The sequence below is a fragment of the Gordonia sp. LMA167 genome (assembly GCF_058130025.1).
Map to the genome: position 1 here is coordinate 5,763,349 of NZ_CM176708.1, position 23,745 is coordinate 5,787,093.

Below are 23,745 nucleotides of genomic sequence, written 5' to 3' on the forward strand. Positions count from 1 at the left end.
AGATCACCAGAACTCGACCGGTGCTTTGCCGAACGGATACCACCCGGGCAGATCACCGGGCGCCGACTTCTCGATGCGCTTGAGCATGCCGTCGCTCATCGCATTGTTCTTCAGCATCTCGATGAACAGCGCGGAGACGTTTCCGAAGTCGAAGAAGTCCCGCTGCCAGGAGAACTGGAAGTTGCCGGCGTACTTGAACCAACTTCCCTGGATACCCTCGAGCGCGTAGTGGGTGCCGTCCTCACGCTTGCCCTGGTATACCTGCTTCCACAGCCCGATCATGTCGCCGGTCTGGTCGTCGATCACCCACGCCTGATAGGGGTACTCCCAGCCCTCGAGGCCTTCCATCTCCTGACCCAGGGCGAGCTCACGGATCTCGTCCCGACCCACCGCCATGAAGTCCTTTTCCGGACCGTAGTTCCATCCGTAGGTGGCGTCCTCGGTGTAGAACTCGGCGAGCGGCTTCCAGTCCCCGGCCTTTTCGGCCTCCACATTGGCATCGAGCCAACGGTGTTTCATCTCTTCCAATTCGGCACGATCAAAAGACATGTCACTCCACTTCATTCGTCATCGTCGACAATTTTCAGAGCTTGGGTCGGGCAGTACATCACCGCGGCCTCCACCTCGGTCCGCAGGCTCTCGTCGGGAGTCGCGTTCAGGATTTTCACGTGGTCCTTGTGCGCCTCGAAGACCTCGGGAGCCTCCATCTCGCACATCCCATGTCCCTGACATAAATCGAGATCCACTTCCACACGCATCAGCCCGACTCCGCCCCCGACCGCATCCGCCTCCGATAGCTGACCCGGCACGGCTGTTGCAGCTGCACCACCATCTTGGAGTGGTCGTTGCGGTAGGTCTCCGACGGCTGGAGCATCTCGAACTCGTAGTTCTGGAAGAGCACCGAGAAGATGGCCTTCAGCTGCATGATCGCGAACTGCGCACCGACGCAACGATGACGGCCGGCACCAAACGGTATCCACGTCCACCGATTGACCAGGTCCTCCTGACGAGGCTTGTCGTAGCGGTCCGGGTCGAATGTGTCCGGTGACGGGAAATCCTCCGGCAAACGGTTAGACACGGCCGGCGACACCGCGATCGACTGACCGGCCGTCACCTCGAAGTCCTCCACGTGGAAATCCTTCTGCACCACCCGCATCAAGACGATCAGGGGCGGATGCAGACGCAGGGCCTCCTTCAGCGAGTTCTCCAGCTGAGGCATCTGCCGCGTGTGGGCGAACGTGTACTCGGGCCGTTCTCCGGGTGGGGTGTCGCCGTAGATCTCGTCGAGCTCGTCGTACACCCGCGCCATGTAGTCGGGGTTGCGCAGCAACTCGATCAGCGTCCACGCCGCGGTCCCCGACGTCGTGTGATGCCCGGCGAACATCATCGAGATGAACATGCCGGTGATGGTGTTCGCGTCGAACCCGACCTGCACGAGCACGTCCATGAGATCGCGATCGGCCTTGTCCTCGGTCGGATTCGCGATCCGCTCATCCATGACTCCCTGGATGAACTCGACCAGCTCCGCGCGTGCCTCATCGCGCTTGCGGAAGCTCTCGATGTCGGCCTTGTAATCGACGTAGGCGATCGGGTCGGTACCCTTCTCCAGATCATGGAACAGGTGCGCGATGTGACCGTTGAGGCGTTCCCGGAACTTCCGCCCGATCAGGCATGCCGACGACGTGTAGAGGGTGAGTTCGGCGAAGAACTCGAGCAGATCGATCTCTCCCTCGTCGCCCCAGTTCGCGATGATCCGCTCGACCTCGTTCGGAATCGTCACCGCGTGCTGCTTCATGTGCGCGCCCTTGAGCGCCGAGTTGTGGATCGCCTTCGAGCGTTCCTCCGGGCTGGTGTCGAACACGACGCCCTCGCCGAACACCGGTGTCATGAAGGGATATGCGGCGGCCTGGTCGAGATCCTCTTCGGGCGCCCGGAAGAACTCCTCGTTGGCGGCAGCCCCGGACACGAGAACCACCTCACGGTCGGCGAGTTGGAACTGCCCGACGTCACCGCACTCCTCCCGGACCCGCCAGAACAACCCGATCGGATCGGATGCCAGTTCATCGAGGTGGCCGTGCTCGCCGTCTCCCCCGGAGACGCGTTTGGGCTTGGTCAGTGCGGTCATCACTGCTCTCCTTCGGACTGCTTGTCACGCTTCTTCAGAGCGCCCTCGGCCTCCACCTCGACCACACGCATGTGCGCCCCCCGCGGCATCGTCACGATGGCGGCGACCGCCTGCGCGATGTGTCCGGGCTCGAGGAAGTTGCCGTGTCGGGCCAATCCGTGCCTGATCCAGTCGTTGAGCATCAGCTCGGTGGTCTTCTGATCCAGATCCATGCCCATGCCGGTCAGGACTTGTCCGGGACGGATCACGCTGGCGCGCACGCCGGTCCCCTCCAGCTCCAACTGGGCTGTCGCGACCAGGCCGTCGATGCCGGCCTTCGCCGCCACATATGCCGATGACCAGGGCCGCGGATGAAGCACGACGTCGGAGCCGATGAACACGTAATCGCCACGGCCACGCTCGATCATTCCGGGAACCACCGCGCGATACAGCCGGTGGGCGCCGACCAGATGGATGTCGATCTGCGACGCGAATTCCTCAGGCTCCACCTCGTAGGACAGGCCGACGGCGAGGTCGCCGGCGCCGCTCACCACGATCTCCAAGTCCCCCAGCGCGGCCTGCGCTTTGGCAACACAGTCCTGCACCGACGTCCCGTCGGTGATGTCCAGCGGAACCGCTACGGCTTCGCCGCCGGCGGCGGTGATCTTGTCGGTCAGCTCCTGCAGCTTCTCGACCCGGCGCGCGGCCAGCGCAACGGGATAGCCTGCTGCGGCCAGGAATTCGGCGGTGGCCGCACCGATGCCCGACGATGCACCGGCCACCAGCACCGGACGACGCTGCGGATGAGGGATGAATGCCATCAGCGCACCTGCACTTTCACGGGGAGTTCGGCGAATCCGCGGACGTTCACCGAGTGCACGCGGACGGCGTTGTCGATGTCGATGTCGAGGCTGCGGATCGATCGGGCCACCTCGGCCAGACCGATGTTGGACTCCAGGCGCGCCAGATGCGCACCGAGGCAGAAATGGGTTCCCATCCCGAAGCTCATCAGGGCCTGGCTGCAGTCCCGACCGATCTGATACCGGTCGGCATCGGCGCCGAACACCTCCTCGTCCCGGTTTGCCGAGCCGACCAGCAACAGCACCCGTTCGCCGGCCGGAATCGTGAGCCCTCCGTACTCGACGTCGGCGAGCACGCGCCGCAACACCATCTGGGTGGAGTTGTCGTAGCGCAGCGTCTCCTCCGTCCAATCCGCGACACAGTCCGGATCGGCGAGCGGCTTGGCCAGTTCGTCCGGGTTGCGCCAACCCCAATAGAGCGCATTGGCAAGGAGTTTGGTCGTCGTCTCGTTTCCCGCGACGACCATCAGGACCATGAACCCGACGATCTCGTCCTCGGTGAGGCGGATCTTCTCGCCCGTCTCGTCGTCGTCGATCTCCGCGGTGATCAACGCCGACACCAGATCGTCGCCGAGATTCTTGCGCCGATCGGCGATCAGCTCGGAGTAGTACTTGTGCAGTTCGATGTAGGCGTAGATCGCCGCTTCCGGGATGTCGAGCACACCCTCTTCCCGATGCAGCAACAGATCCGACTGGTGGCGCAGATGAGCGCGGTCCGGCTCGGGCACACCGAGCAGTTCCGACACGACGTCCATCGGCAACAGGCCGGCGAAGTCCGCGATGTAGTCGAACTCGCCCTTGTCCAGACACTTGCTCCAGTGCTGATGCGTCAATGCGGTGATCCGACCGGACAGGTCACCGACGCGGCGGGGCGTGAATCCCTTGGACACCAGCTTGCGGATGCGCATGTGCTTGGGGTCGTCCATGGCAAGGAACGACATCGACTTGTGTGCATCGGGACCGTAGGAGGACGGGTCCATCGACACACCCCAGCTGTTGGACAGCTGGACGCTGTCGCGGAATCCGGCCCGGACGTCCTCGTGACGGGCCAACGCCCAGAAGTCCATCGAGGCGTTGTGATAGACGGGCACCTCACGCCGCAGCCGCTCGTACGTCGGATACGGATCCTCGTGGAAATCATAGGCATACGGGTCGAACGGGACGAGATGTTCCATCCCCGTTCCCGTGGCGGTTTCGGTCATCACTTCTCCATCAGTAGATGTGCAGCTGCGACAAGACGTTCCGAGGTCTGCTCGTATGTCATGTGTCCCATTCCCGCGTGCACCAGACCGCCGGCGTAGATCATCTCCAGGCCGTCGAGCAATGGCCCCGGGTTCTCCGGATCAGCCTCCAGCGCCTCGGCGAGCCGACGCCGGATGAAGCCGCCGATCCGCAACCGCAGATGCTCGACGTCCGGGTCGGTCCCCAACAGCGCCATGGTGACCGCCCCGCCGAGCTGCCCCTGGCCGGCGACCACCATCGACACCTCGCGCAACACCTGGGCGACGCGTTCGGTCGGCGCCATCGACAGGTCCGGCTCGGCGACCCCCGAGCTGAGCCGACGCCAGAACACCTCCGCGACCAGGTGACTCTTCGATGAGAAATAGGTGTACGCAGTCGCGGGCGCCACGCCGGCGAGCTTGGCCACACCACGCACCGTGAGGCCGTCGAACCCGACGTCGTTCAGCACGTCCACCGCCGCGTCGGTGAGCCTGCCGACCGTCTCGGCCTGCTGCTGGGTGAGCCTGCGGCGGGTGGATTCCTGAGATACGGGACTGGACATGTGAGCGAGGCTACACTAGGTTTGAACTTGAGTCCAGACACCTGTCCAGATGGAGTTCCAGACAATGGCCCTACGCCCCGAATCGTCGTCCGAGTTACTGATCGACGGCAAACTCATCCCCGGAAGTGGCGGCACCTTCGATGTCGTGAACCCGGCCACCGAAGACGTTCTCGGGAAGGCCGCCGACGGCACCACCGAAGACATGGACGCCGCCATCGCCGCCGCACGCCGGGCCTTCGACACCACCGACTGGTCGCGCGACCACGCCTTCCGAGCACGATGCCTGCGTCAGTTGCGCGACGCGCTACTCGCGCACGGCGATGAACTCCGTGAGCTGACCATCGCCGAGGTCGGCGCTCCGGCATTCCTGACCACCGGGCCCCAGTTCGAGGGCCCGGTCACCGACCTCGGCTGGTTCGCCGACCTCGCCGAGAGCTATGCCTGGACCACCGACCTCGGCATGGCGAAACCGATGGGCCTCAAGAACATCCGGGAGATCCGCAAGGAGGCGGCAGGCGTCGTCGGCGCCATCACGCCGTGGAACTTCCCGCACCAGATCAACTTCGCCAAGATCGGTCCGGCGCTGGCCGCGGGCTGCACCGTCGTCCTCAAACCGGCACCCGATACGCCATGGTGTGCCGCGCTCGTCGGCAAGGTCATCGCGGAGGAGACGGACTTCCCGCCCGGCGTGATCAACATCGTGACCTCGAGCGATCATGCTGTGGGTGCGCAACTGTCGACGGACCCGCGGGTGGACGTCATCTCGTTCACCGGCTCGACCGCCACCGGCAAGAGGGTGATGGCCGGCGCCGCCGAGTCACTCAAGCGCGTCTTCCTCGAACTCGGCGGGAAGTCGGCGTTCATCGTTCTCGACGATGCCGATCTGGCGTCGGCCTGTGCGATGGCCGCATTCAACGTCGTCACCCACGCCGGACAGGGCTGCGCGATCACCACTCGGCTTCTGGTGCCGCGAGAGAAACTGGCCGAGGCCGTCACCGCGACCAAGGACGCTCTCGCGGGCCTGGCCCCCGGCGACCCGAGAGATGCCGGAACGATCTGCGGCCCACTGATCTCCGCAATTCAGCGCGATCGGGTCGAGTCCTACATCGCACTGGCGAAAACCGAGGGCGGCACGATCGAGATCGGCGGTGGCAGGCCCGCCGACAAGGACAAGGGCTTCTACGTGGAGCCGACGCTGATCTCCGGGCTGGACAACTCCGCGCGCGTCGCGCAGGAGGAGATCTTCGGCCCGGTGCTGGTGATCCTCCCCCACGACGGCGACGATGACGCCATTCGCATCGCCAACGACTCCCCCTACGGTTTGTCGGGAGCGGTGTGGGGCACCGATCCCGATCGGATCAACAAGGTGGTCAACGGGGTTCGTACCGGCACCATGGGCATCAACGGTGGTATCTGGTACTCCGCCGACGTCCCGTTCGGCGGCTACAAACAGTCCGGCATCGGTCGCGAGATGGGCCTCGCCGGGTTCGAGGAGTACCTCGAGACGAAGGCGGTGGCGACCCCGGCATGAGAGTTCGACGATGGCGAGTGATCTCGATACGGCGCCTCGCCTAGCGGCTCGGCACCTACTCGATCAGCAACGGGACCCCTCCCTGGTCGACCCGAACAGCAACGGGACCCCCTCCCTGGTCGACCCGATCAGAACAGGAACCACCCACGCCGGTCGACCCGATCAGCAAGAACCCACCTCGCTGGTTGAGTAGCGGCGAGCCGCTAGGCGAGACGCGTATCGAAACCACGTACCACCCGGAATCAACAGCAACAGAAGGTACACATGACTTCCGAACGTTTCCAGAACAAGACCATCATCGTGACCGGCGCCGCGGGCGGCATCGGTGAGGGCTATGCCCGCGGTCTGGCCGCCGAGGGCGCCAACGTCGTCGTCGCCGACGTCAACGACGAGCTGGGCAAGCAGGTCGCCGCCGACATCGGCGGCCTGTACGTGCACACCGACGTCGCAGACGAACAGTCCGCCAAGGATCTCGCCGCCGCCACCGTCGAGGAGTACGGCACCGTCCACGGACTGGTCAACAACGCCGCGATCTACGGCGGCATGAAACTCGACTTCCTGATCACCGTGCCGTGGGACTACTACAAGAAGTTCATGAGCGTGAACCTCGACGGCGCACTCAACGTGACCCGCGCCGTCTATCCGCACATGACCTCCGGCGGCGCGATCGTCAACCAGTCCTCCACCGCCGCTTGGCTCTACAGCGGCTTCTACGGACTGGCCAAGGTCGGCATCAACGGCTTGACCCAGCAGCTCGCCACCGAGCTCGGTGGGCAGAACATCCGCGTCAACGCGATCGCCCCCGGCCCGATCGACACCGAGGCCACCCGGTCGACCACGCCCAAGGAGATGGTCGCCGACATCGTCAACCGGTTGCCGCTCAAGCGGTTCGGCACCCCGGACGACCTGGTCGGCATGTGCAAGTTCCTGCTGTCCGACGAGGCAGGCTGGATCACCGGACAGATCTTCAACGTCGACGGCGGACAGGTCATCCGGTCATGAGTGACGCCTCCCCCGCCAAACCGGTACGCCTCGGCTACGTGGGACTCGGCAACATCGGTGGCCCGATGGCGGGACGCCTGGCCAAGTGGCCCGGTGGCCTCAACGTGTTCGACCTGTCCGACGAGGCGGTCGCCAAGATCGTCGACCAGGGTGCGACTGCTGCCCCATCCCTGACCGACCTCGCCGCGAACTCCGACATCATCGGCATCTGCGTGCTGAACGACGAGCAGGTCCGCACCGTCGTGGCCGGCGACGACGGCCTCTTGAGCGCCGCGGCGCCGGGCACCATCATCACCGTCCATTCGACCATCGGCCCGCAGACGGCGATCGATCTCGCCGAAATCTGCGCCCGCCACGGCGTCACGTTGCTCGACGCCCCGATCTCCGGTGGCGCCGCCGGTGCCGAACAGGGACGACTGGCGATCATGGTCGGCGGCGATCGCGCCTCCTACGAGCGACTCAAAGAGCCGTTCGGACTCGTCGCGGGGATGCTGGTGCACGCCGGCGACGATGTCGGCGCCGGGACGAAGATGAAACTCGCCCGCAACCTGCTGCACTTCATCTCGTTCACGGCGGCGGCGGAGGCGTCCAAGCTGGCGGAGGCAGCCGGGATCAGCATCACCAAGTTGGGCAAGGTCGTTCGGCACACCGACGCGATCACCGGGGGTGCCGGCTCGATCATCCTGCGCGACACCACGGCCGAGATCGCACCCGACGATTTCTGGTATGACGTGTTGGTACCGGTTCGCGGACTCGGCGAGAAGGATCTGTCACTGGCTCTCGAACTGGGACGCGAACTCTCGGTCGACCTACCGCTCGGCGAGATCGCGCTCCGCGATTTCGCCGCCGGACTGGGTGTGCCGCACCACGAAGGAGAAGACGCATGACCGCAGCCGACGAAACCACCAGCGAGCAACGCCAAAAGGGCCTCGACATGATGTCGAAGGTCTACGGCTGGGAGATGTCCGATGGACCGGGCGACTTCTTCGCGCACACCGCCGATCAGGTGTTCGGCGAGGTCTGGACGCGGCCGGGCCTCTCGGTCCGCGACCGGCGACTTCTTCTCCTCGGCGCTCTCGCGCAAGCCGGTCAGATCGACGTCGCCGAGATCCAGGCGAGCGCCGCCATCGGCAACGGTGAACTGAGTGCCGAGGAACTCGAAGAGATCAGCCTGTTCCTGTGCTACTACGTCGGCTGGCCGCTGGGTACCAAGATGCATTTCATGTTCGGCGATGTCATCTCCAAACACCAGAAGAAGCAGAAGTGACGTCGACGGTCGGGTTCACCGAGGTGACCGGGGGCGGTGGCTGCTCGATTGTCAGCGCCACCCCGGGACCTGACCTGTCCGCCAACGGTTTCCAGGAGAACGAATACGCGGCAGACGGTGTCGCCACGCGGTACACGGCCGACGGGGCTCGGACGATCTCCCCACACGGTGAGGACAAGTTCACCACCCGCGTGCTCGTGCGGAGACCCCGACGCGACGCCGATTTCAACGGCACCGTCGTCGTCGAATGGCTCAATGTCAGCAGCGGATCCGATGCCGCACCCGAATACACCTATCTGGCCGAAGAACTCGTCCGCGGCGGGTACGCCTGGGCGGGCGTGTCCGCCCAGTACACCGGGGTGATGGGCGGCCCTCCGTCCGTCGACGGGCTCGACGGAACCACGACCCGTGGCCTGGTCGCCCATGACGCCCACCGCTATGCGGGGATGCACCACCCGGGGGACGCCTACAGCTACGACATCTACTCCTCGATCGGGGGGTCGCTACGCTCGACCGGCGAGTCGTCGGGTGTCGATCATCCGCTGCGCGGCTTGTCTGTTCGCCGCCTGCTCGGAGTGGGCGAGTCACAGTCGGCGATGGCGCTGACGACCTATGCCAATCACTTCGCCGCCGAACACCGCGTGTTCGACGGCCTGCTCATCCACAGCCGGGCGGCCGCCGGGCTACCTCTGGGCGATGTCGGTACAGCGGTCGACGTCGACGCCGTGTTCGCCGACGAGCCGGTGACGATCAGAACCGATCTGGAGATCCCGGTGTTCGTCGTGCAGACCGAAACCGATGTCCTGACGAACTTCAGGTTTCATCGAGCACGCCAACCCGACACGGATCGCCTGCGCATCTGGGAGATCGCCGGCACGGCACACGCCGACCTGCATCAGATCGGCCCATACGAACACATGCTCGGCTGCCCGACGCCGGTCAACCGCGGCCAGCAGCGCCTCGTACTGAGGGCGGCACTGCATCACCTCCGCGACTGGGCCGACGGCGGCGCCCCACCGCCTGTCGCGCAACCGCTGGAAGTCGTCGATTCGATGACTCCTCCGCTATTCGCCGTCGACGAGTTCGGGAATGTCCGCGGGGGTGTCCGCACACCCTGTGTGGAGGCACCGACCGAGGTGCTGAGCGGAATCGTCGGCGACGACGTCCCCCGCATCTGCGTGTTGTTCGGCTCCACCACCCCGATCCCGCCGGAACGCCTCACCGCCCACTATCGCGATCGCGATGACTACGACCGGCGGTACCGTGCGGCGACCGCAACAGCCGTAGAGAGCGGATTCATCCTGCCCGCGGATCGCGACGAGGCATTGTCCGACGCACGACACGACCTCATTCCCGACTGACGCGCCGCAGGAAACGAGACGCCATGCACTTCACCCTCGAGGACATCACCACCGAGGAGTTCGAACGTCGCAAAGCCCTGTACGGCCCGCTGGCCGACTCGGTCCGGGAACTGATCGACGCGGTGATCCGCACCGAGGTCGACGATTCGACCGTCCGCGAGGCCCACCGACAGATCTCCGCCGTGGTGGAATCGTTGCGTGCCAAGCAGATCGACGGCGCGTTCGGTGTGCGCCACACCGCCGACAAATTGGGCATGCCATGGGGCAACGCGGTGATCGGACTGCGCAACGCGATCGCGCCGCCCCTGCGTGGCACGCGGCATCCGGACGGACTGGTCACCACCGATTTCACCCTGGGCGCGGCCTATGAGGGGCCGCCCGGGTGCGTGCACGGCGGGGTGTGCGCGATGGTCCTCGACCACGTGCTGGGCCAGGCGGGCAGTGCCGACGACGTGCCCTGCTACACGGGCACCATTTCGGTCAGATATCTCCGGCCGACGCCGCTGGGGCCGCTGCATGCCCGGGCGATCATCGTCGAACGGGACGGCCGTAAGAAGATCGTGCGCGGATCGCTGTCCGACGCCGACGGGGAGACGGTGACCGCGGAGGGAACCTTCATCGTGCCGAAGGACTGGGCGGGTGTCATGCCCGATCAGAGCATCGGCGCGATCGCGGGCCCGGCATCATCAGAGGGTTCGTGATCGACATGCTCCATCGCAGTCACAGATGCCCGTAGTAGCGTGGATCCGGTGAACAGCGCTGTTCCCGATCGATCCTCGCCTGCGGCCGCGGCCCTGCCCGAACCCTTCAGTTCGGCTGAAGCCGATCAGGTCCGGCAAACATGGCAACGACTCGGGCTGCCCGGACTGCTCGACGTACACACCCATTTCATGCCGAAGTCCGTGATGGACAAGGTGTGGGGATACTTCGACTCGGCGGGACCGCTGATCGGCCGGGAGTGGCCGATCGCCTATCGTGCCGACGAGGACGTGCGCGTGTCGGCCCTGCAGGAGTTCGGGGTGCGTGCTTACTCGTCGCTGGTATACCCACACAAACCTGACATGGCCGAATGGCTGAACGGTTGGGCGGCGGACTTCGCCGCACATCACCCGGACTGCCTGCACACCGCCACCTTCTATCCGGAGGAGTCGGCGCCGGAATACGTCTCGAAGGCCATTCAGCACGGAACACAGGTCTTCAAATGCCACATCCAGGTCGGCGACTTCTCACCGCTCGATTCGCTGCTCGACGGGGTCTGGGCGCAGATCGCCGACAGCCAGGTCCCGGTGATCATCCATTGCGGCTCGGGCCCCGCACCCGGCACCCACACCGGACCGGAGCCGATCGCCACCCTGCTCCATCGCTTTCCGTCGTTGCCGCTGATCATCGCGCACATGGGCACGCCCGAGTATGTCGAGTTCCTCGACCTCGCCGAGCGTTATCCCAACGTCAGATTCGACACGACCATGTCGTTCACCGACTTCTCCGAGGAAGGCGCCCCGTTCCCGACGGCTGAGCTGCCCCGGCTGCGGGACCTCGGTGACCGCATCCTGTTCGGCAGCGACTACCCGAACATCCCGTACCCGTACACGCATGCTCTCGAAGCGCTCGAGCGCCTCGAGCTCGGGGACGACTGGCTGCGCGGCGCGTTCTACGGCAATGCCGCGGAGTTGTTCGGGATCGACGGCGCGGCCGACTCTCACAACACCTGAGACAGGAAGGCGCGCAACCGTTCCGATTCTGCGGCGTCGAAGATCTGTTCGGGCTTGCCCGTTTCCACCACGACACCGTGGTCCATGAACACCACGTGATCGGACACGTCACGGGCGTATCCCATCTCGTGGGTGACGACGACCATCGTCATGCCTTCGGTGGCGAGGTCGGCCATCAGTGCCAGCACGCCTTTGACGAGCTCCGGGTCCAGTGCCGAGGTCGCCTCGTCGAAGAACATGACCTGCGGTTCCATCGCCAGTGCGCGCGCTATGGCCACGCGTTGCTGCTGGCCACCGGACAGGTTCCCGGGACGCGCCGACGCCTTGTTCGTGAGGCCGACGATCTCGAGCTGCGCCATCGCGACCGCTCGTGCGTCGTCCTTGCTCAGGCCCCGCAGTTTTCGGGGACCCAGCGCGATGTTGTCCACCACCGTCTTGTGCGGGAACAGGTTGAAGTGCTGGAACACCATCCCGATCCGGCGCCGCAGTTCGTCGGGATTGTCGTCGAGCACCGAACGGCCGTCGAGGAGGATGTCGCCCTGATCGGGCTCGTGCAGTCGGTTGAGCACACGCAGCAGCGTCGACTTCCCGGAACCGGACGGCCCGATGACGGTCGTCGTGGTACCCGCGTCGACCTGGATGTCGACGCCGCGCAACACGTGATTCTTGCCGAACGACAGGTGCAGGTCGTGGCCGGTCAGAGAGACCGCCTGGCGCGCTGTGGTGGTGGTGTCGGCCATGGCCCTCAACCCTTCTCGATCGCGGTGGCCGGCAACGGATCGTCCTCGATCTCGGGGGGTCGACCCGTGCGCAATCGGTTGTCGATGTAGTTGACCAGATGTGTGAGGGGGATGGTGAGGACGAGGTACATGATGCCGGCGGCCACCAGCGGCGAGAGGTTACCGGTCTGCGCGTTGAGGTCTCGGCCGACCGCGAAGAGTTCGCGTTGACTCGCCAGCAGACCGAGGAAGTAGACCAGCGAACTGTCCTTGATCAGACTGATGAACTGGTTCATCAGAGCGGGCAGCACGCGCCGGACACCCTGTGGGATCACGACGAGCCGCATGGACTGTCGGTAACTGAAACCGATGGCGCGCGAGGCCTCCATCTGTCCCGTGTCGATGCTCTGGATGCCCGATCGGAAGATCTCGCCGATGTAGGCGGCGGCGAGCAACGCCAACGCGACCGCGCCCAGCCAGTAGGGGTTGTTGCCGGTGATGTTCTTGACCACGGGGCCGACGCCCAGGCCGACGATCAGGATCACCACCACGGCGGGTAGGCCACGGAAGACGTCGGTGTACACACGGGCCGGCCAGCGCAGCCATCGTGACCTGGAGATGCCGGCGACCGCCAGGGCCATGCCGAGGATTGTGCCGAGCACGCCGGAGACCACCGACAGGATGAGGGTGTTGACCAGACCGGTCTTGATCAGGTCGGGGAACGACTTCTGATAGAGGTCCCAGTTGAAGAAAGTGCTCCCGAGTTGGGCGAGTGTCCCTTTCGGAGCCGTCGGCTCGTCTTGCTTCGCGGCGTCTGCGGCCGCGTTCTCCCTGGCGATGGCGGCGAAGTCGGGCAATTCCGGTGTCGGCGCCGCCTTGCTGCCGGGTTTCCATCCGTCCGGCAGTTCGCGTGGCACCCAGTCGGTGTAGAGCTTCGCGTACGTGCCGTCGGCGATGATCGCGTCGAGACCGGAGTTCAGCGCGTCGACCAGCTTCGGCTTGTTCTTGCCCACCGCCCAGGCGACGAAGTTGTTGACGCTGAAGGTGTTCTCCACGATGGCGGTGCCGTCACCGTCCTTGACCGCCCCCTCCGCCTGCTGCGACGGCGCAACCCACGCGTCGATCTGGCCGCTCTTCAGATTCGCGTAGGCGGTTGCGTAGTCGGGGAACTTCACCGGGTCGAGCTTGAGTGTGTTGGTCACGTAGTCGTCTTGAACGGTGCCCTGCACGACGCCGATCCGGTTGGACGCACTCAGATCCGAGAAGCTCTTGATCGGTCCGCCCGATGGCGCGACCAGGGAGAAGTAGCCGAAGTCGTAGCCGTTGGTGAAATCGACGGTCTGTCGCCGCTCGTCGGTGGTGGTGATGGACGACGACCCGACGTCGAACCGATTGTTGGCCACCTGCGAGAGCAGGCCCGCGAACTCGGTTCCCGAGAACTGGATCTGCAGGCCCAGCTTGGCGGCCACCGCCTTGAGCAGTTCGTTGTCGAAACCGGTGAAGACACCCTCGCTGTTCACACAGATGCTCGGTCCGGCGTCCGACAGCGTGCCGACCGAGATCGTCCCGGGTTTGAGCAGCCCGAGGGCATTCGTGTCGATCTGGTCGACGGGTGTCGTCGTCGCGGTGGTGTAGCGGTCCTCGCCGCCCTGATCGGCCGCCCCCATGTTGGTCGGGGCGGCCGATGCCGAGGCGGCGCCGGCCGGTGTGCAGCTGTCCGCCGGGGCGGCTGAGGCTCGCGGTGCCGGCGCACCGATGGCGGCGATCAGACCGATCATCGCCACGACGACGAGGACGACCAGGTGGCGGACGGGTCTGCGGGCGGGACGAGCCGGGGCCGGTCGGGAGGCGGTCACCTCAGCACAGTAGCGAGCAGTGGTGGTGGGCACCCAACAGTTCCGCTCACCGCGGCGCGAAACCCACCGATGTCAGGCGGAGCCCCGCGCGGCCATCCGGGCGCGCACCTCGGGCCTGCGCAACGGCGGCACCGTCTTGGGTGGCTGCCGACGCTCCGGCAGCGCATCGAGCAACTCATGCGTCGCCGCGGTGACCTTCTGAACGGCCGCTTCGAACGCCTCGACGTTGGCCGCCGAGGGATGCCGCACCCCGCTCACCTTGCGGACATACTGACGGGCGGCGGCCTCGATCTCCTCGTCGGTGGCCGCGGGCTCGAGACCCCGCAGTTCGGTGATGTTGCGGCACATGGGTCGGCTCCTCGGGTTTCGATACGTCTCCTCGCTCCGCTCGTCGACTACTCAACCAGCGGAGGAATCCGTCTCCTCGCTCCGCTCGTCGACCACTCAACCAGCGGAGGAATCCGTCTCCTCGCTCCGCTCGTCGACTACTCAACCAGCGGAGAAGTCCGTCTCCTCGCTCCGCTCGTCGACCACTCAACCGGCGGGCAGGGTCGGCCCAACCGCTGATCGAGTAGCCGCGAGCCGCCAGGCGAGCGAGCGTATCGAGATCACCCGCGCCCGACGACGAGTTCAGTCGGCGATCTTGACGACCGCCTTACCCAGGATCCGCCCCTCGGCCAGATCGGTCAACGCCTTGGGCAGCTCATCGAGCGAATAGGTGACGTTCACCTGCGGACTCATGCCGGCCGCGATCATCTCGCCCAGCTCGTCGTGGAGCAGTTCGGGTAGGCCCGGGTGCGTGCGCACGTACTCGCCCCACGCCGCGCCGACGATCGAGATGTTGCGGAACAGCACCCGGTTGAGCTTGACCGTCGGGATGCCGCCGGCCGCGAAACCGATGACGACGTAGCGACCGTCGGGGGCGACCTGACGCAACGCCTCATCGAAGACCTCTCCGCCGGACGGGTCGATCATGACGTCGACGCCTTCGGGTGCGATCTCCTTCAGCTTCGCACCCCAGCCCTCTTCGAGCTGCACGATCTCGTCGGCGCCGGCGCTGCGCAACAGTTCGTCGGCGCCCTTGCGATGCACGATGGCGATCACCTTGGCGCCCATGGCCTTCGCCACCATGATCGATGCCGTTCCGACGCCGCCTGCGGCGCCGAGCACGCCGACGATCTCACCGGGAGCGGTCTGCGCGCGGACCTTCAGCGCAAACAACGCCGTCTGGTAATTGATGCCCATCGCGGCACCCTGATCGAAGGTGAGGCCCTCGGGCAGCGGCAGCAGCTGCTCGGGCGCCGCGGTCACCTGTTCGGCGAAACCGCCGACGACCGAGGCCACGAGCACTTTGTCCCCGGCCTTGACCGACGAACCCTCCGGCGCCTCACGCACCACACCGGCCACCTCGGTCCCCGGCGTGAACGGAGTCGGCATCCGCAGTTGGTACTTGCCCTGGCTCATCAGCAGGTCGGGAAAGCAGACTCCACACGACTTGATGTCGACCAGAACCTGCCCGTCGGCGGGTTTCGGGTCGTCGACGTCGGTCAGTTCCAGTCCTGCGGGGCCCGTCTCGGCGGTGAGCACTTGTGCTTTCATAACGGTCACCCTACGCGGCCCCGAACCTGGACCGGATAGGATCTGCCTCATGACCTCATCGTCGACGCGGATGCCGAACGCCCCATCGCCGGAGCGCCTGAAAGTGGCCGAGGAAGCCCCCGGGTTCATGCCGCTCGACGAGGCCCAGACCTTGTTCGAGATCGCCGGAGAGTATCTCGCACAGCCCAATTCGACGCGTGTGGGCGTGGAGATCGGCACCTACTGCGGCAAATCCACCGTATTCCTGGGCGCGGCCGCCGAGGCCTGCGGTGCGACCATCGTGACGATCGATCACCATCGCGGATCCGAGGAGCACCAACCGGGTTGGGAGTACCACGACACCTCGCTGGTCGACCCGCACACCGGCACCCTGGACACCTCCGCACGCTTCCGGCAGACGATGTTCGACGCCGGCCTCGAGGGCACCGTGATCGGCATGCTGGCGACGTCGACGATCGCGGCCAAGGTGTGGGGCAAACCCGCCGACTTCGTCTTCATCGACGGCGGCCACAGCATGCAGGCCGCGCAGAACGACCTCGACGGCTGGGCACCCTGGGTCCGTATCGGCGGGGCACTGCTCATCCACGATGTGTTCCCCGACCCCGCGGACGGCGGTCGCCCGCCGTACGAGATCTATCGGCAGGCCCTGGCAACCGGCCAGTTCACCGAGGTGCGCGCCGAGGGCTCGCTGCGCGTCCTGCGCCGCGACGGCGGCACGCCGGGCGAGCCCCTTTAGCCCCCTTTAGCCCCCCTTTAGCCCGCCCCGGACCGCCTCGGGCCGAGTCCGCAGGGTTCGTCCCCCGGGTATCGCCAGAGCCTCCACAAGCTCAGGGGGCGTTTGCCGATACCCGGGGGAGGAACCGTCACGGCACCAGTGCGCGCAGTTTGCCGAGGATGTCGGGGTAACGCTGGAGGTGTGCGCCGCCGTTGATGTCGAAGGCGGCGCCGGTGATCCACGTGGCCTTGTCGGAGGCGAGGAAAACCGCGACGTCGGCGACTTCCCCGGGCCGACCACTCCGACCCAACGGAGTGTTCTCGATGTACTCGTCGGTCAGCCCCGGCACCATCGAGAGCCCGGCGGTGAGCGGAGTGTCGATGAGGCCGGGTTGGATCGCATTGACGCGGATGCCGCGCGCGGCCAACTCGAGCGCGGCGACCTCGACGAGCATCGTGGCGCCCGCTTTCGACGCGCAGTATGCGGCCACCCCCGCGCCCGGCTGCCGCCCGTTGAGCGACGAGATGACGGTGATGCTACCGCCGTCGACGACGCGCTGACCTGCGTGTTTGAGCACCAGAAACGAGCCGGTCAGACATACCTCGATAGTGGTCTGCCACTGCTCGAGCGGCAGTTCGGTGATGGCGCCGGGGATTGTCAGACCCGCGCAGCTCACCACCGCCCGCACATCGTCGAGATTCGCGAACCCGGCCTCCACCGATGCCTCGTCCGTCACGTCCATCGCCACTGCCCGGCCACCGACCTCCTCGGCGGCGGCGCGTGCGCCATCCTCGTTGACGTCGGCGACCACCACCGAGTAGCCCTCGGCGGCGAAGGCTCCGGCGGTGGCCCGCCCGATCCCCGATGCCCCGCCGACCACCACGGCTGTGCCGGTCATCGCGCGCCGACCTGATCGGAACCCGCGGCGCGCTCCGCCGACAGGTGCCGCGTGAGGAAGGAGATCTGGTGCGTCGCTGCCGGTTCGAACCAGTCCCTGCCATCGAACACGTCGAAGTGATCACAGGGATAGTGCCGCACCTCGGCGCGAGCCTTGAATGCCGCCTTGGCCGCGGCGTGCGGCGGCGCCGCCTGGTCGAAATCGGCGATCTGCATCAGCACGGGAGCGCTGATCCGGTCGGCGATCTTGTCGGCGCGGAAACTGCCCAACTCCAGCCCCACCGACGCATCCACCTCGTTGCGCCAGGACGGCCCGGCTATCGAGAGGTAGTCCTCGTAGTAGCCCGGTGAGGTGAGCGCGGCCTTCTCCCCCGGGCGTCCCACGACGGCCATCATCGTCGCAGGCCGCCCGACCTTGGTCGCCAGCGCACTGCCGATGCCGCTCGCCGTGGAACGCAGCATCGCGGCCGCTCCGACCTGCGGATAGTTGTGGATGCCGGCCGAGAGGCCGTTGACCAGGGGCACCATCGTGATCACGGCGGCGATGTCGGTCCGGTCCGCCGCGACGATCATGGCGTGTCCCCCGGACTGCGAGATGCCCCAGAGGATCACCCGGTCGGGGTCGACGCCCGGTTGGCGTTTGGCGGCCGCGATCGCCGCCCGGTAGTCGTCGGCCTGCTCTTTCATCGAGATCCGCTGCCGCTGTGCGCCTTCGGAGAGTCCGAAGCCGCGATAGTCGAAGGCCAACACGGCGAGCCCGGCATCGGCGAGTCGACGTGCGTAAGGCTCGAGACCGGAATCCTTGGTCCCGGCGAACCCGTGCGCCATGACCACGACCGGACGTCCCGCCGGGCCGTCGAAGGGTGAGGTCTGCGGACCGGGAAAGAACCATGCGTCGCACGATGTTCCGTGCGAATCGAAGGTCACGTTCTGTCGGGTCATGGTCACTCCTGCACTCCGGCCGCAACGGCGGGCCTGTCGTCACGATGTGCGCCGGCATGCGACCAACGGAGGCCTCCTTGCGCGACAGCACGTCGCCGGCCCGCCGGGATCTCCTTGGTCCTGATGTCGTGCTCGTAGAGATAGTGGTCGAGTTGCTGCGTGTGCCGCGGGCGATCGAGCATGTGGCCGGAGTGGAACGCCATGTCCTCGGCGATGATCCGACGCATGTCGTCGACGCCCGGAAGACGATAGCGGCCGACCGCGTACGCGCCGATCACACGCGCCTGGCATTCGACGAAGGGGAACAGCGTCGGCGTCGCTTGCGCGAACCCGGCGAAGATGAGGTCGTCGATACCGGGATAGAACATCCGCTTGTACAGGTCGATACGGTTCTCCGGGGCGCTGATGAAATCAGGGTCGAAGAACGGGAAGGTGATGTTGTATCCCGTTGCGTAGATGATGATGTCGAAGTCATCCGAGGTTCCGTCCTCGAAGTGCACGGTGGACCCGTCGAGCAGCGAGATGTTGGGTTTGGCGATCACATCCCCCGAGCCGAGGCGCAGGGGCAGCTCGACGGACTGGGTCGGATGCGCCTCGAAGAACTTGTGATTGGGGGTCGGGAGACCGTAGTCCTCGGGCCGTCCCGCGGTCATCGGCTGCATGACCTGCATGAACTTCCGCTGCCAGGAGAACGGGATGTACGGCGATGTGTGGTAGTACTTGTCCGCCGGTTTACCCGCGAAGTACTTGGGGACGATCCAGGCACTCGACCGTGTCGACAGTGTCAGCTTGTTGTCCAGCGCCTTCGACGACAGTTCGACGGCGATGTCGGCGGCGCTGTTCCCCAAGCCCACCACCAGGATTCGCTTGCCGGTGAATTCGTGCGGCGTCCTGGGATCGATGTAATGGTGCGCGTGCATGGAGATGCCGTCGAAGTCCCCGGGGAAGTCGGGCACACGGGGATCCCAATGGTGGCCGTTGGCGACGACCAGTAGATCGAATCGGCGAAGCTCCCCACGTTGGGTCTCCAACTCCCAGCCACCATCGTCGAGCCGTCGGGCATGCGTGACCCCGTTGCCGAACTCGATGTTGTCGAGCAGCCCGAAAGCCTCGGCGTAGGAATCGAGGTAGGCCTTGATCTGCGTGTGGTGCGGGAAGTCGGGGTAGTCGTCGGGCATCGGGAAGTCCCGGAACGACAGCTGATGCTTGGATGTGTCGATGTGCAGCGACCGGTAGGCGCTGCTGTGACCGTTCGGGTTCCCGAAGGCCCAGTTACCGCCGATGCGATCGGACGATTCGAAGCAGGTGTAGGGCACGCCGTAGTCGGCGAGCATCTTGCCTGCGGTGAGGCCGCTGATGCCGGCCCCGATGACCGCGGTGCGCGGTAGATATGAGCTCATGGTTCCTCACCCGATCGCCCGGCGACCCCGGACGGTAGACAGATTGTGCATTCTGTCTACCGCATTTCCGCGCTGGGGTAAACAGAATCCGGAAATTGTCTACGAATTTGCTAGGGTTCGATCGTGAGCGAGGCACCACTACATCAGCGCCCGACCTCCACGGTCAGCGCGCGACTACTGGATGCCACCGAGAAACTGCTCGCGGACAAGGGAATACGATCCACGACGATGCAGGAGGTCGCAGAGACCGCCGGAGTCTCGCGCGCATGGCTCTATCGCCACTTCCCGGATAAATCGACCCTCATCGGTGCCGCCATCGTGCGCCTGAATGAGTCGTTCTGGTCGGACGCGCGCGGCGAGCTCGATGCGATCGACGGCTTCGACCGCCAGGTGGCGGCGGGCGTGCGCATCGGGCGCGGCGCCTATGACGACCCCGGGACCCTGCTGATGCGTTTGCGGACGACCGAGCCCGAGGAGTTCGCCGCCTGCGCAGGTGCCGGCGTCAGCGGGCTTGTCCCCGATCTCGCGTTGTTCTGGCGTCCCTACGTCGACGCGGCGGCCGGCCGCGGAGAGATCCACCCCGCGCATGACCTCGATGAGGTGTCGGAATGGGTTGCACGCGTGTTGATCAGCCTCGGCACAGTCCCGTCGGAGACGATCGACCCCGACGATGCCGACGCTGTGCTGCGGCACGTGCGCCGCTATCTGATGCCGGGGTTGCAGGTGGCGCCTGACTCTTGAGCCGCCGCATGCTCCGAACCGTTCGTGTGGACGACGACGTCACCCCCCGTTCCCTGAGGAGCCTCGCGAGGAACGAGCGATGCGTATCGAAGGGCCCTTCGTGACGCATCCTCGCAAGCTCGGAGGCTCCTCAGGGATCGGGAGGTGACGCATCCTCGCAAGCTCGGAGGCTCCTCAGGGAACGGGAGGTGACGCATCCTCGCAAGCTCGGAGGCTCCTCAGGGATCGGGAGGTGACGCATCCTCGCAAGCTCGGAGGCTCCTCAGGGAACGGGAGGTGACGCATCCTCGCAAGCTCGGAGGCTCCTCAGGGATCGGGAGGTGACGCATCCTCGCAAGCTCGGAGGCTCCTCAGGGAACGGGAGGTGACGCATCCTTGCAAGCTCGGAGGCTCCTCAGGGAACGGAAGGTGACGCATCCTCGCAAGCTCGGAGGCTCCTCAGGGAACGGAAGGTGACGCATCCTTGCAAGCTCGGAGGCTCCTCAGGGAACGGGGTGACGCATCCTCGCAAGCTCGGAGGCTCCTCAGGGAACGGAAGGTGACGCGACCTCCGATCACCCGGCGGCGACCGCAGCCAACCCCAGTTTCCCCGCCAGTTTCGCCAGGTACCCACTCGCGCGTTCGACGCTGTCGTCGGGAAGCCCGTAGAGGACCTGCGTCACCCCGATCTCACCCCACTTGTCGAGCTTCTCCGCGACGGGCTTGAAGTCGAGCACCACGATCTGCGGCGCACCCTCGCGGCCGGCGTCGGACCAGATCTGCTGGAACAGCGACACCGACCCCTCGATGTCCTCCTCACCCGGGGTGGTGATCCACCCGTCGGCGCTGCGCGCGATCCACTTGAAGTTCTTCTCGTTGCCGGCCGCCCCGACGAGGGTCGGGATCGACGACTGCGGCTTCGGCCATGCCCAGCTCGTCCCGAAATCGACGAATTCGCCGTGGTATTCGGCCTCCTCATCGGTCCAGAGCGCACGCATCGCCTCGAGATACTCCCGCAACATGGTCCGCCGACGTTTCGGCGGTACGTTATGGTCGGCCAATTCGTCCAGGTTCCAACCGAATCCGACACCGAGGGTGAGCCGGCCGCCGGAAATGTGGTCGAGGGTGGCCAGTGTCTTCGCCAGCGTGATCGGATCAGACTGCACCGGCAGCGCGACCGCGGTCGCGAGCCGGATGCGCTCGGTCACCGCCGCGGCGGCCGCCAGTGATGTCCATGGGTCGAGCGTTCGCATGTAGCGGTCGTCCGGCAGCGACGAATCACCCGTCTGCGGATGCGCCGCGTCGCGACGGGTGGGGATGTGGCCGTGCTCCGGGACAAAGTACGACGCGAAACCGGCCTCTTCGATCAGCGGCGCCAGCACCTGCGGTTTCAGGCCGCGATCACTCGTGAACTGCACGATTCCGAACTCCATGAACCCTCCAACGCCGCATCGCGAATCGCCGTCCAGCACCCTGGACGACTGACTGGACACTAGTCTAGGTGATTCAGCGTCCGACGGCCAGACTTTGCCGGACATCACGGAAGATCCCGTGGCCCGGGGTGGTTCGGCTGATCGCGTCGGCGGCCAGCACGACGGCCGCCGACGTCCAGCAACTCTTCTCGACCGGCCACCGCTTGCCGTCGGCATAGACGAGGCCCGTCCAATACGATCCGTCCGGATCCCGCAGGTGCTGAATCGATCTGACGAGTTCGATCGCATCATCGGTGTCGCCGAGCGCATCCACCGCCAGCGCCAGCTCACAGGTCTCCGCGCCGGTCACCCAGGGACGATGGTCGACGCAGCGGATCCCGAGCCCGTTGACGACGAACTCCTCCCACCGACGCGCGATGAGCTCCTGCCCCGCGCGACCGCGTACAGCGCCACCGAGAATCGGGTAATACCAGTCCATCGAGTGATCCGACGGCGGCTCGAACAACTCGGGCCGGTCGCGGATGGCGTCACCGAGGGCGGTGTGCGCGGACACCCATGCCTCCTCCGGCTGGCCCATCTCGTCGGCGATCCGCACGGCGCAGTCGATGGCCTGGAAAATGCTTGCGTTGCCGGTGATCTGGGCCTGTTCGTACATGGCGCCGGACCGATGATCCCCGGCCCAGCGAAATGCGCCGTCGGCACGCTGATACTTCATGACCAGGTCGATGGCTGACCACACCGTCGGCCACATCCGATCGAGGAACGCGGAGTCGCCGGTGATCAGGTAGTGATGCCACACCCCGACCGCGATGTACGCGCAGAAATTGCTGTCGATGTTGGGGTCCTCGACATGGCCGACCACGGTCCGGATGGGCCACGATCCATCATGGCGCTGGTGCCTGCGCGACCAGTCGTATGCGGCCTCGGCCTCGGCGATGCGGCCGGTGACCGAGAGCGCCATCGCCGACTCGACGTGATCCCACGGATCTGTCTGGCCACCCGGAAACCACGGCAGTGCACCCGAATCCTCTTGCATCGCAGCGATCGCGGCGCCCGTGCCATCGATCTGTTGCGCGGTGAGCACCCCGGCGATCGCCGGAACCGAGGTCACGCGGTCGCGGTGTCGGCCGGTTTACGCAGATAGAGCGCCACCGACTTGCCGATGACCGGATTGAGCACCTGTTCTCCGACCCGGGTCAGCCACGGCTTGCTCATCATGTCCCACACCAGTAGCTGGTGATATCCCTTCACCAGGAGGTTGTCGTTGTTCTCCACACCGACTGCACATTTCAGCCACCAGTACGGTGCGTGCAGCGCATGGGAGTGGTCGGTTCCGGTGACCTCGAGGCCCGCCGCTTCCAACTTGCCGGCCAGTTCGGAGGCCTTGTAGATGCGGACGTGACCGCCCTCCACCTCGTGGTACTCGTCCGACAGGGCCCAGCAGACCTTCTCCGGCCAGTAACGCGGAACGGTGACAGCGGCGTGTCCACCCGGCTTGAGGATCCGCACCATCTCGGCGATGGCGCCTTCGTCGCCCGGGATGTGCTCCAGGATCTCCGACATGAGAACCACGTCGAAGCTGTTGTCCGCGTACGGAAGTCGCAGCGCGTCCCCGACCTCGGCGCGCGCCTTGGCGTCCGCCGGGACATGACCTTCGGCCATCATCGCGTCGAACATCTCGGCAACGTCGGCCATGTCGGACTCGGACTGGTCGAACGCGATCACGTCGGCACCGCGACGGAACATCTCGAACGAGTGCCTACCCTGACCCGCCCCGATGTCGATCGCCTTGGTCTGCGGACCCACCCCCAGGCGGTCGAAATCCACTGTCAGCACGCGTACTC

The 23,745-nt window shown here is 65.8% G+C and carries 25 protein-coding genes; 9 read left to right on the plus strand and 16 right to left on the minus strand.

Annotated elements, in window-relative coordinates; genetic code table 11:
* Positions 1-3: 3 nt before the first annotated feature.
* Genes ACVT6V_RS25825 through ACVT6V_RS25850 form a run of 6 tightly spaced genes read right to left on the minus strand, consistent with a single transcriptional unit; the run spans position 4 to position 4,747 of the window.
* Positions 4-549 (minus strand): Cif family virulence factor, encoded by a 546-nt coding sequence (locus ACVT6V_RS25825; RefSeq protein WP_489896925.1) that lies wholly within the window; start codon positions 547-549, stop codon positions 4-6.
* Positions 550-560: 11 nt separating this feature from the next.
* Positions 561-758 (minus strand): ferredoxin, encoded by a 198-nt coding sequence (locus tag ACVT6V_RS25830; protein ID WP_489896926.1) that lies wholly within the window; start codon positions 756-758, stop codon positions 561-563.
* Positions 758-2,125: a cytochrome P450 gene (locus ACVT6V_RS25835; protein WP_489896927.1), complete on the minus strand. Its 1,368-nt coding sequence runs from the start codon at positions 2,123-2,125 to the stop codon at positions 758-760. Before ACVT6V_RS25835 ends, ACVT6V_RS25830 begins: the two co-directional genes overlap by 1 nt.
* The gene (locus tag ACVT6V_RS25840; RefSeq protein ID WP_489896928.1) at positions 2,125-2,925 is read right to left on the minus strand and encodes an SDR family oxidoreductase; all 801 of its coding nucleotides are present in this window, start codon (positions 2,923-2,925) and stop codon (positions 2,125-2,127) included. The genes ACVT6V_RS25835 and ACVT6V_RS25840 overlap by 1 nt, the downstream gene beginning before the upstream one ends.
* Positions 2,925-4,166 (minus strand): cytochrome P450, encoded by a 1,242-nt coding sequence (locus ACVT6V_RS25845; RefSeq protein WP_489896929.1) that lies wholly within the window; start codon positions 4,164-4,166, stop codon positions 2,925-2,927. Before ACVT6V_RS25845 ends, ACVT6V_RS25840 begins: the two co-directional genes overlap by 1 nt.
* The gene (locus ACVT6V_RS25850; RefSeq protein WP_489896930.1) at positions 4,166-4,747 is read right to left on the minus strand and encodes a TetR/AcrR family transcriptional regulator; all 582 of its coding nucleotides are present in this window, start codon (positions 4,745-4,747) and stop codon (positions 4,166-4,168) included. The genes ACVT6V_RS25845 and ACVT6V_RS25850 overlap by 1 nt, the downstream gene beginning before the upstream one ends.
* A gap of 64 nt (positions 4,748-4,811) precedes the next feature.
* Between ACVT6V_RS25850 and ACVT6V_RS25855 the strand changes: the two genes are divergently transcribed.
* From ACVT6V_RS25855 to ACVT6V_RS25885, 7 genes are all read left to right on the plus strand, one after another.
* Positions 4,812-6,278: an aldehyde dehydrogenase gene (locus ACVT6V_RS25855; RefSeq protein WP_489901012.1), complete on the plus strand. Its 1,467-nt coding sequence runs from the start codon at positions 4,812-4,814 to the stop codon at positions 6,276-6,278.
* 264 nt (positions 6,279-6,542) lie between these two features.
* Complete coding sequence (locus tag ACVT6V_RS25860; RefSeq protein ID WP_489896931.1) at positions 6,543-7,280, plus strand: SDR family oxidoreductase; 738 nt, start codon at positions 6,543-6,545, stop codon at positions 7,278-7,280.
* Positions 7,277-8,167, plus strand: a complete 891-nt coding sequence (locus ACVT6V_RS25865; protein ID WP_489896932.1) for an NAD(P)-dependent oxidoreductase — start codon at positions 7,277-7,279, stop codon at positions 8,165-8,167. Before ACVT6V_RS25860 ends, ACVT6V_RS25865 begins: the two co-directional genes overlap by 4 nt.
* Entirely contained in the window at positions 8,164-8,547 is a 384-nt protein-coding gene (locus ACVT6V_RS25870) for a carboxymuconolactone decarboxylase family protein (RefSeq protein ID WP_489896933.1), read from the plus strand. Before ACVT6V_RS25865 ends, ACVT6V_RS25870 begins: the two co-directional genes overlap by 4 nt.
* The gene (locus ACVT6V_RS25875; protein WP_489896934.1) at positions 8,544-9,908 is read left to right on the plus strand and encodes an alpha/beta hydrolase domain-containing protein; all 1,365 of its coding nucleotides are present in this window, start codon (positions 8,544-8,546) and stop codon (positions 9,906-9,908) included. The genes ACVT6V_RS25870 and ACVT6V_RS25875 overlap by 4 nt, the downstream gene beginning before the upstream one ends.
* Before the next feature lie 23 nt (positions 9,909-9,931).
* A complete protein-coding gene (locus ACVT6V_RS25880; RefSeq protein WP_489896935.1) occupies positions 9,932-10,609 on the plus strand; it encodes a PaaI family thioesterase in 678 nt (225 codons plus the stop codon).
* 48 nt (positions 10,610-10,657) lie between these two features.
* On the plus strand, positions 10,658-11,620 hold the full coding sequence (locus tag ACVT6V_RS25885) for an amidohydrolase family protein (RefSeq protein ID WP_489896936.1): 963 nt from the start codon (positions 10,658-10,660) through the stop codon (positions 11,618-11,620).
* On the opposite strand, the gene ACVT6V_RS25890 is transcribed toward ACVT6V_RS25885, so the two are convergent.
* The 4 genes from ACVT6V_RS25890 to ACVT6V_RS25905 all read right to left on the minus strand — a co-directional run bounded on the left by ACVT6V_RS25890 (position 11,608) and on the right by ACVT6V_RS25905 (position 15,794).
* A complete protein-coding gene (locus tag ACVT6V_RS25890; protein ID WP_489896937.1) occupies positions 11,608-12,360 on the minus strand; it encodes an amino acid ABC transporter ATP-binding protein in 753 nt (250 codons plus the stop codon). The two genes, ACVT6V_RS25885 and ACVT6V_RS25890, sit on opposite strands and share 13 nt — an antisense overlap.
* A 5-nt stretch (positions 12,361-12,365) precedes the next feature.
* Positions 12,366-14,117 (minus strand): ABC transporter substrate-binding protein/permease, encoded by a 1,752-nt coding sequence (locus tag ACVT6V_RS25895; protein WP_489901013.1) that lies wholly within the window; start codon positions 14,115-14,117, stop codon positions 12,366-12,368.
* Between the two features lie 150 nt (positions 14,118-14,267).
* Positions 14,268-14,543, minus strand: coding sequence for a DUF2277 domain-containing protein (locus tag ACVT6V_RS25900; protein ID WP_489896938.1), 276 nt, complete (start codon positions 14,541-14,543; stop codon positions 14,268-14,270).
* Positions 14,544-14,825: 282 nt separating this feature from the next.
* Positions 14,826-15,794: an NADPH:quinone oxidoreductase family protein gene (locus ACVT6V_RS25905; RefSeq protein WP_489896939.1), complete on the minus strand. Its 969-nt coding sequence runs from the start codon at positions 15,792-15,794 to the stop codon at positions 14,826-14,828.
* Positions 15,795-15,843: 49 nt separating this feature from the next.
* Here ACVT6V_RS25905 and ACVT6V_RS25910 point away from each other — a divergent pair, with 49 nt between their 5' ends.
* Entirely contained in the window at positions 15,844-16,530 is a 687-nt protein-coding gene (locus tag ACVT6V_RS25910; protein ID WP_489896940.1) for a class I SAM-dependent methyltransferase, read from the plus strand.
* A 127-nt stretch (positions 16,531-16,657) separates the two neighbouring features.
* Here the strand turns inward: ACVT6V_RS25910 and ACVT6V_RS25915 are convergent, their stop codons facing one another.
* The 3 genes from ACVT6V_RS25915 to ACVT6V_RS25925 are packed head-to-tail and all read right to left on the minus strand — an operon-like array spanning position 16,658 to position 19,748.
* Positions 16,658-17,407 (minus strand): SDR family NAD(P)-dependent oxidoreductase, encoded by a 750-nt coding sequence (locus ACVT6V_RS25915; protein WP_489896941.1) that lies wholly within the window; start codon positions 17,405-17,407, stop codon positions 16,658-16,660.
* A complete protein-coding gene (locus tag ACVT6V_RS25920) occupies positions 17,404-18,348 on the minus strand; it encodes an alpha/beta hydrolase (RefSeq protein ID WP_489896942.1) in 945 nt (314 codons plus the stop codon). Before ACVT6V_RS25920 ends, ACVT6V_RS25915 begins: the two co-directional genes overlap by 4 nt.
* Before the next feature lie 2 nt (positions 18,349-18,350).
* Positions 18,351-19,748, minus strand: a complete 1,398-nt coding sequence (locus tag ACVT6V_RS25925) for a flavin-containing monooxygenase (RefSeq protein ID WP_489896943.1) — start codon at positions 19,746-19,748, stop codon at positions 18,351-18,353.
* A gap of 123 nt (positions 19,749-19,871) precedes the next feature.
* On the opposite strand from ACVT6V_RS25925, the gene ACVT6V_RS25930 reads away from it, so the two are divergent.
* Positions 19,872-20,489 carry a TetR/AcrR family transcriptional regulator gene (locus tag ACVT6V_RS25930; RefSeq protein WP_489896944.1) on the plus strand — a complete coding sequence of 206 codons (618 nt, stop codon included), beginning with the start codon at positions 19,872-19,874 and terminating at the stop codon, positions 20,487-20,489.
* Positions 20,490-21,043: 554 nt separating this feature from the next.
* Here ACVT6V_RS25930 and ACVT6V_RS25935 read toward each other — a convergent pair.
* From ACVT6V_RS25935 to ACVT6V_RS25945, 3 genes are all read right to left on the minus strand, one after another.
* Positions 21,044-21,901 (minus strand): LLM class F420-dependent oxidoreductase, encoded by an 858-nt coding sequence (locus ACVT6V_RS25935; protein ID WP_489896945.1) that lies wholly within the window; start codon positions 21,899-21,901, stop codon positions 21,044-21,046.
* 73 nt (positions 21,902-21,974) lie between these two features.
* Positions 21,975-23,012: a prenyltransferase gene (locus tag ACVT6V_RS25940; protein ID WP_489896946.1), complete on the minus strand. Its 1,038-nt coding sequence runs from the start codon at positions 23,010-23,012 to the stop codon at positions 21,975-21,977.
* Positions 23,009-23,737 carry a class I SAM-dependent methyltransferase gene (locus ACVT6V_RS25945; RefSeq protein ID WP_489896947.1) on the minus strand — a complete coding sequence of 243 codons (729 nt, stop codon included), beginning with the start codon at positions 23,735-23,737 and terminating at the stop codon, positions 23,009-23,011. The genes ACVT6V_RS25940 and ACVT6V_RS25945 overlap by 4 nt, the downstream gene beginning before the upstream one ends.
* Positions 23,738-23,745: the final 8 nt, after the last annotated feature.

What these genes read in the sequence shown, in the direction of transcription:
- ACVT6V_RS25825 (WP_489896925.1), bottom strand. Translation starts at nt 549, where the DNA reads ATGTCTTTTGATCGTGCCGAATTGGAAGAGATGAAACACCGTTGGCTC.
- ACVT6V_RS25830 (WP_489896926.1), bottom strand. Translation starts at nt 758, where the DNA reads ATGCGTGTGGAAGTGGATCTCGATTTATGTCAGGGACATGGGATGTGC.
- ACVT6V_RS25835 (WP_489896927.1), bottom strand. Translation starts at nt 2,125, where the DNA reads ATGACCGCACTGACCAAGCCCAAACGCGTCTCCGGGGGAGACGGCGAG.
- ACVT6V_RS25840 (WP_489896928.1), bottom strand. Translation starts at nt 2,925, where the DNA reads ATGGCATTCATCCCTCATCCGCAGCGTCGTCCGGTGCTGGTGGCCGGT.
- ACVT6V_RS25845 (WP_489896929.1), bottom strand. Translation starts at nt 4,166, where the DNA reads ATGACCGAAACCGCCACGGGAACGGGGATGGAACATCTCGTCCCGTTC.
- ACVT6V_RS25850 (WP_489896930.1), bottom strand. Translation starts at nt 4,747, where the DNA reads ATGTCCAGTCCCGTATCTCAGGAATCCACCCGCCGCAGGCTCACCCAG.
- ACVT6V_RS25855 (WP_489901012.1), top strand. Translation starts at nt 4,812, where the DNA reads ATGGCCCTACGCCCCGAATCGTCGTCCGAGTTACTGATCGACGGCAAA.
- ACVT6V_RS25860 (WP_489896931.1), top strand. Translation starts at nt 6,543, where the DNA reads ATGACTTCCGAACGTTTCCAGAACAAGACCATCATCGTGACCGGCGCC.
- ACVT6V_RS25865 (WP_489896932.1), top strand. Translation starts at nt 7,277, where the DNA reads ATGAGTGACGCCTCCCCCGCCAAACCGGTACGCCTCGGCTACGTGGGA.
- ACVT6V_RS25870 (WP_489896933.1), top strand. Translation starts at nt 8,164, where the DNA reads ATGACCGCAGCCGACGAAACCACCAGCGAGCAACGCCAAAAGGGCCTC.
- ACVT6V_RS25880 (WP_489896935.1), top strand. Translation starts at nt 9,932, where the DNA reads ATGCACTTCACCCTCGAGGACATCACCACCGAGGAGTTCGAACGTCGC.
- ACVT6V_RS25890 (WP_489896937.1), bottom strand. Translation starts at nt 12,360, where the DNA reads ATGGCCGACACCACCACCACAGCGCGCCAGGCGGTCTCTCTGACCGGC.
- ACVT6V_RS25895 (WP_489901013.1), bottom strand. Translation starts at nt 14,117, where the DNA reads ATGATCGGTCTGATCGCCGCCATCGGTGCGCCGGCACCGCGAGCCTCA.
- ACVT6V_RS25900 (WP_489896938.1), bottom strand. Translation starts at nt 14,543, where the DNA reads ATGTGCCGCAACATCACCGAACTGCGGGGTCTCGAGCCCGCGGCCACC.
- ACVT6V_RS25905 (WP_489896939.1), bottom strand. Translation starts at nt 15,794, where the DNA reads ATGAAAGCACAAGTGCTCACCGCCGAGACGGGCCCCGCAGGACTGGAA.
- ACVT6V_RS25910 (WP_489896940.1), top strand. Translation starts at nt 15,844, where the DNA reads ATGACCTCATCGTCGACGCGGATGCCGAACGCCCCATCGCCGGAGCGC.
- ACVT6V_RS25915 (WP_489896941.1), bottom strand. Translation starts at nt 17,407, where the DNA reads ATGACCGGCACAGCCGTGGTGGTCGGCGGGGCATCGGGGATCGGGCGG.
- ACVT6V_RS25920 (WP_489896942.1), bottom strand. Translation starts at nt 18,348, where the DNA reads ATGACCCGACAGAACGTGACCTTCGATTCGCACGGAACATCGTGCGAC.
- ACVT6V_RS25925 (WP_489896943.1), bottom strand. Translation starts at nt 19,748, where the DNA reads ATGAGCTCATATCTACCGCGCACCGCGGTCATCGGGGCCGGCATCAGC.
- ACVT6V_RS25935 (WP_489896945.1), bottom strand. Translation starts at nt 21,901, where the DNA reads ATGGAGTTCGGAATCGTGCAGTTCACGAGTGATCGCGGCCTGAAACCG.